At 69.7% G+C, this 6010-nt stretch carries 7 protein-coding genes; all 7 read left to right on the forward strand.

What is annotated here, in order from left to right; all coding sequences use genetic code 11:
- Positions 1–46 precede the first annotated feature (46 nt).
- On the forward strand, positions 47–931 hold the full coding sequence (locus VKH46_14455) for a sulfite exporter TauE/SafE family protein (GenBank protein ID HKB72046.1): 885 nt from the start codon (positions 47–49) through the stop codon (positions 929–931).
- Between the two features lie 217 nt (positions 932–1148).
- Complete coding sequence (locus tag VKH46_14460) at positions 1149–2102, forward strand: ABC transporter ATP-binding protein (GenBank protein HKB72047.1); 954 nt, start codon at positions 1149–1151, stop codon at positions 2100–2102.
- Positions 2099–2953 (forward strand): ABC transporter permease subunit, encoded by an 855-nt coding sequence (locus VKH46_14465; protein ID HKB72048.1) that lies wholly within the window; start codon positions 2099–2101, stop codon positions 2951–2953. The genes VKH46_14460 and VKH46_14465 overlap by 4 nt, the downstream gene beginning before the upstream one ends.
- Positions 2953–3924: a hypothetical protein gene (locus VKH46_14470; protein HKB72049.1), complete on the forward strand. Its 972-nt coding sequence runs from the start codon at positions 2953–2955 to the stop codon at positions 3922–3924. The genes VKH46_14465 and VKH46_14470 overlap by 1 nt, the downstream gene beginning before the upstream one ends.
- Before the next feature lie 95 nt (positions 3925–4019).
- Positions 4020–4454 carry a DUF4019 domain-containing protein gene (locus VKH46_14475; protein ID HKB72050.1) on the forward strand — a complete coding sequence of 145 codons (435 nt, stop codon included), beginning with the start codon at positions 4020–4022 and terminating at the stop codon, positions 4452–4454.
- Entirely contained in the window at positions 4451–5170 is a 720-nt protein-coding gene (locus VKH46_14480; protein HKB72051.1) for a hypothetical protein, read from the forward strand. The genes VKH46_14475 and VKH46_14480 overlap by 4 nt, the downstream gene beginning before the upstream one ends.
- 89 nt (positions 5171–5259) lie before the next feature.
- A complete protein-coding gene (locus tag VKH46_14485; GenBank protein ID HKB72052.1) occupies positions 5260–5814 on the forward strand; it encodes a metal-dependent hydrolase in 555 nt (184 codons plus the stop codon).
- The last annotated feature ends 196 nt before the right edge of the window (positions 5815–6010 follow it).

The raw sequence follows: 6010 nt of genomic DNA on the forward strand, positions 1-6010 counted from the left end.
CGCTCTACGGGCTGACCTCGGAGGAAGTCCGGGCGAGAAGCATCGAGTGACGCCGTTCCACGCGGCTCACTTCGCGCCGCTTCAAGCGTTCGCGCCGCTCCACGCGATTCGGTTCACGCCGCTCGCCGCGATTCGGTTCACGCCGCTCGCCGCGATTCCATTCACGCCGCTCGCCGCGGCGATCCTCTTCCTCGCCGCGATCGTCGCTTCGGCGATCGGCGCGATGGCGGGGGGGAGCACGCTCATCACGTTCCCGGCGCTCGTCCTTCTCGGGCTTCCCTCGGTCGTCGCGAACGCGACGTCCACCGTCGGGATGCTGCCGACCGGGGCAGGGGCGATGGTCGGGCACTTCGAGGACGTGCGAAAGCATCCCCGATGGCTCTCCGCGCTCCTCCTTCCCGGGCTCGCCGGCGGCGCGATCGGCTCCGCGCTCCTCATCGCGACGCCGGAGCGCGACTTCGCGCGGATCGCGCCGTATCTCGTGCTGTTTGCGACCAGCCTCTTCATCGTCCAGGGGGCGCTCACGTTTCGGCGGGTATCGGCCGTGCCGCGGCCGCCCGGCCGGGTGCGAATTCTCGTCGTCGGCGCGATGCTCTTCGCCGTCGCCGTGTACGACGGTTACTTCGGCGCCGGAAGCGGCATCCTGATGCTGGCGCTGCTCGGGTTTCTCGGCCTTTCGGACATCCACACCGCCAACGGACTCAAGGGCTTCTTCGTGACGGTGATCAACGTGGTCGCTTCCGCCTACTTCATCGCGCGGGGCGCGGTGCACTGGCCCTCGGTCGCCGTGATGGTGGCCGGATCGGCGATCGGCGGGTACGGCGGCGCGCGCTTCGCGCGGCGGATCGGGAGAGGGCCGGCGCGATGGACGGTGATCGCGATAGGACTCACGATGACGGTCGTGCTGCTGGCGAGGGGGCGGAAGCTGTAGCAAAAATCCGAGGGCTCGCGACTTCAGGGCTTGAGCTGTTTCGAGTTTCGTCCTTCGGAATTCGGCTATGCAGTGCTCTCGCGGCCGAGTTAAGCCGCGCGGAACGCGACCGCTTCAACTCGGCGGAGCCCGATTGAGCGACGGCAAAGCCGCTCGCTCCAAGCGGGCGTTCACTGAAATCTCTGAACTTAGACCGTTGTTCTCCGTTAATACCAGCATGGCGGAAACCGTGATCGCCGCGCGCAACCTCCGGAAGGTGTACCGGTCGATCACTGCGCTCGACGGCGTCGACCTGGAAGTCCATTCCGGAGAGTTGTTTGGCCTCCTCGGCCCGAATGGCGCCGGAAAGACGACGACCGTCAAGATCCTCCTCGGGCTGACTCGCGCGACGGCCGGGGAAGCCTCGATCCACGGTATTCCCGTCTCCGACCCGGAGAGCCGGCGGCGCGTCGGATATCTCCCGGAGGGCCATCGGTTCCCGGGGTATCTCACCGCCCGCGAGACGCTGTCGATCTTCGGCCGCATGTCGGGGGTCGATTCGGCGACCCTCGCCCGGCGCATCCCCGGGCTCCTCGAGCGCGTCCGCCTCGAGAAATGGGAGCGCGTCCGGGTCAAGAAGTTCTCGAAGGGCATGGTCCAGAGGCTCGGCCTCGCGGCGGCGCTCGTCCACGATCCGGACGTCCTCCTGCTGGACGAGCCGACCGACGGCGTCGACCCGGTCGGTCGCCGGGAAATCCGCGACCTGCTGCAGGAAGAGGCCCGCCGGGGAAAGGCGATCCTCGTCAACTCCCACCTCCTCTCGGAAATCGAGCTCACCTGCTCGCGCGTGGCGATCCTTCGCGCGGGAAAGATCGCCGCCGAGGGAACGATCGACGATCTGACGCGCCGCGAGTCCCGCTGGCGGATGATCGCCTCGCCCGTCGACGAGGCGCTGATGGCCGCCTTTCGGGAGACCGGCGCCGGAGTCGAGCGCCAGAACGGCCATCTGCTCCTCTCGGTCCGCGACCTCGACCACGTCAACGCGCTCGTCGATCGCGTCCGCTCGCGCGGCGCTTCGCTCGTCGAGCTCTCCCCGCTCAAGTCCAGCCTCGAGGATGTCTTCGTCGGGCTCTTCCGCCCGCCGGACGCGCCGGCGCCCGCCGCTCCGTCGAAGGAAGGGCCGAAGCCATGAGAACGCTCGCCGCCAACATCCAGGACGTCTTCCGCGAGGCCGCGGCACGCTGGACGCTCGTCGCGTATTTCGTCCTGTCGTCGCTCTTCATTTTGATCTTCGCCTTCGCGGTGAACCTCGACATCGTCGACGGCGCGCTCGCGGGGGCGAGGCTCTTCGGGCAGTCCGTCCAGATGGCAGGAGAGCGCGTCGACCTCGACCGCCTCGTGATCGGCTTCGAATCGGGCTTCTCCGCGTTCCTCTACGTCGTCGGCACGTTCCTCGCGATCTTCGCGACGGCGCACCTGACCCCGCGCCTCCAGGAGAAGGGAACGATCGACCTCTATCTCTCGCGTCCGGTCGGGCGCGTGAACCTCCTCGCGTCGCGTTACGTCGCCGGAATGCTGCTCGCCGCAGCGAACGTCGTCTATCTCGTCGGCGCGATCTGGCTGATCGTCGCGTGGAAGACGAGGGTCTTCCACCCGCGTTTCTTCCTCGCCGCGCTCGTGATCCTCTTCGCGATCGCGGTGCTGATGGCGTTCTCCTTCGCGGTCGGCGTCCTGACGTCGTCGACGGGCGTCTCGATCATGGCGACGTACGCGATCTTCTTCTTCTCGGCGATCTTCGCCGGGCACGAGAAGATCGAGGCGGCGATGGCGCACGACTGGCAGGCGGCGATCGTCCGCGGCCTCTACTGGGTGCTGCCGAAGACCGCCGAGCTCGGCCGCGCCGCGATCGCCCTCGTCGGGGGCGGCGCCGTTCCGCGCGCGATGTCGGGCTCGCTCACCGCGCTTCCGTTCACGACGACGGCGGCCTTCGGGCTCGCCTGCTTCGCCGCCGCCGCATGGCTCTTCCAGAGAAAGGATTTCTGATGAAACGCCCGCTCTTCTCGATCGCCGCCCTCGTCTCTCTGCTCGCCGCCGCCGGCGCCTTCGCCGCGGCGCCGCCGTCCGACGGCCTCGAGCTCGTCCCGCCGGACGCCCTCGCCGTGGGGCAGGTGCGATTCGACCGCCTCAAGTCGACCGCCGTCTCCGCCGGACTCTTCAAAGAGACGGACGCGGTCTCGGCCGACGGCAAGGCCGCGCAATTCCTCAAGGACGCCGGCCTCGATCCGAAGAAGGACGTGGATTCGGCCGTGTTCTCCCTGAGCTCCGAGGGCGGCAAGGAGGCCGGCCCGCTCGTCGTCTTCGAGGGCCGCTTCCACCCCGACGCGCTCGCCGCGGCGACCGCTTCGCGCGGCGCGGTCCGGGTCGACGCCGCGCCGCTTCCGTACTATCGCCTTCCCGAGCACGCGGGCGAGCACGGCCACGAGGCCGGCGCGGTCGCATTCGTCTCGCCGACGCTCGTGCTCGCGGGGAGCGAGCGGGCGCTTCTGCACGCGCTCGACGCCTACGCCGCGGGAACGGCGGGCCTCGCACCCCACTCCTTCGTCTCCGACGCGCTCTCGCGCGTGGATACGCGCTCGGCCGCGTGGGCGATCGTCGACACGGCGCGGATGCATCAGCTCCATCCGTCGGCGCGGCGCGATTCCGCCGACGGGCCGGCCGCGCAGCTCGCCGGAGCGCTGCAGTCGCTCTCGCTCGTCACGTTCCAGGCCAACGTGTCGAGCGCCGTGGTCTCCGTCTCCGCGACCGGCGTGACCTCGGACGAGGAGACCCGCGAGAACCTCGAAGACGTGCTCCGCGGGATGCTCGCCGCCTGGCGGATGTCCGCGCAGTCGAAGAACCCGGAGCTCGTCTCCGCGATCCGGAAGATCCGCGTCGTCCGCACCGAGGACGGCGTGACGATCTCGGGCGACGTCCCGGCCGAAGCGTTCGCCGTCCACAAGCACGGCTCGAAGTAACCGGGCGGCGCGGACCGCGCCGCCCGGCGGCGTGACCCGGACGCCGGCCTGCGGCTTAGAATCTCCTTCCGGGATCACCCGGAGGGAGGTTCTTCATGCGTTCTCGTCTCTCGACCGTCCTCGCCGCCGCGCTCGCGTTCGCCACCGCAGTTTCCGCCGCGCGTGCCGCGGACGCGCCGAAGCCGCCGGACTCGCTTCCCGCGGTCACGGCGATGACCACGTGGCTCCATCTCATCGACGCCGGCAAGTACGGGGAGTCGTGGGAGCAGGCGTCGGTGCTCTTCAAGGGGGCGCTGACGCGCGAACGCTGGGTGAGCGCGATGGAAGGGGGGCGCAAGCCGCTCGGCGACCTGATCAAGCGGTATCTCAAGTCGGCGGATTACCGGACGTCGCTTCCGGGCGCGCCCGACGGCCAGTACTTCGTGGTCCAGTTCGGCGCGAGCTTCTCCGGAAAGGCCGACGCCGTCGAGACCGTCACCGCCGTCCGCGAAGGAGGCGACTGGAAGGCGGCGGGCTACTTCATCAAATGACGCCCGCCCGGGAGCCGGAGGAGTGGCGGATCCCCCAGGAAAGCGCGTCGTACTGCGACGTTTTCCTGGCTGACGGAGAGAACGCGCCGCTCGTCATCGCCCTGCACGGATACGGCGGCAACAAGCGTTCGATGGCGAGGCTCGTCGAGCCCGCGCTGCCCGAAGGATTCGCGCTCGCGAGCCTGCAGGGAACCCACCCGCACCTCGTCCGCCCGGAAGACCGTTCGAAGCCGCTCGGTGTCGGCTTCGGATGGGTAAGCAACTGGAAGCCGGAGGAATCGATCGCGCTGCACCACTCGGCGCTCGACGCGATCCTGCGCCGGCTGACCCGCGAGCGCCGCGTCGATCCCGCGGCCGTTTTCCTCCTCGGGTTCTCGCAGTCGGTCGCCCTCAATTTCCGCTATGCATTCACGTACCCCGGGAAGGTCCGCGGCGTCGTGGCGGTGGCCGGCGGGATCCCGGGCGACTGGTCGACTTCGCCGAAGTACCGGGACGCCGCGGTCGACGTCCTCTACCTCGCCGGACGCGAGGACGCGTACTACCCCCCGGCGAAGATCGAAGAGAACGCCCGCGCCCTCGAGACGAGGGGAGCTCGGGTCGAGGTCGCGATCCGCGAACGCGGCCACGACTTCCCTCCCGACGCGGCGTCGTCGATCCGCGAATGGCTCGCCTTGCGCGCTTCCGGGTCCCGGCGGGGAGCGCCGGCTCGGAGCTGACGGCGTCATCCCCTTCCCGCCTCGGACCGAGCCCGCACGCGAGCGCTTCTCCTTCTCTCCTGGCAGCCATCTTGCGCTGACGAGATTGCGTGGCGGCGGTTCTCTCCCACGCGCTGGCCGCGACGGCGATCGCGGCCGTTCTTCGGCCCGAGCAGAAGCTCCCGCCGCGCTACTGGGCGGCGGCGATCGCGATCGCGACGATCCCGGACGTCGACATCGCGTTCGTGGGAATGGGGGCCCGTTATCGCGGCATGTTCGGCCACCGCGGCATCACGCATTCGATCGCGTTCGCGGCGGCCGCGGCGGCGGCGCTCGCGCTCTCCTGTTTTCGCGATCCCCGCCGGGACGGTCTGCGGGAACGGCTCTGGGGGATCTTCTTCCTCGCCGGCCTCTCGCACGGCTTCCTCGACGCGTCGATGGCGAGCGGCGTGGGCGTCGCCGTTCTCGCGCCGTTCTCCGCGGCGCGGTACCACTCCGTCTTCCGGCCGATCCGGGTCACGCCGCCCACGGGGAACCCGTGGCTCGACCCCGGAGGGATACGGGTGACCCACAGCGAGATCCTCTGGATCTGGCTCCCTTCGCTGTTGGTGATCTTCGCCGCGCTTCGGTTTCGCCAGATCGCGCGGGGAGGCGGAACGGGATGAAAAGAATCGCGCCGACGATGCCGGCGGGCTGAAATGAGTCGGACGCCGACGATGCCGGCGGGCTGAAATGAGTCGGGCGCCGCGATGCCGGCGGGCTGAAATGGGTCGGGCGCCGCGATGCCGGCGGGCTGAAATCGGTCGGGCGCCGACGATGCCGGCGGGCTGAAATGAGTCGGGCGCCGCGATGCCGGCGCCC

The sequence above is a fragment of the Thermoanaerobaculia bacterium genome (assembly GCA_035260525.1).
Taxonomy (GTDB): Bacteria; Acidobacteriota; Thermoanaerobaculia; order UBA5066; family DATFVB01; genus DATFVB01.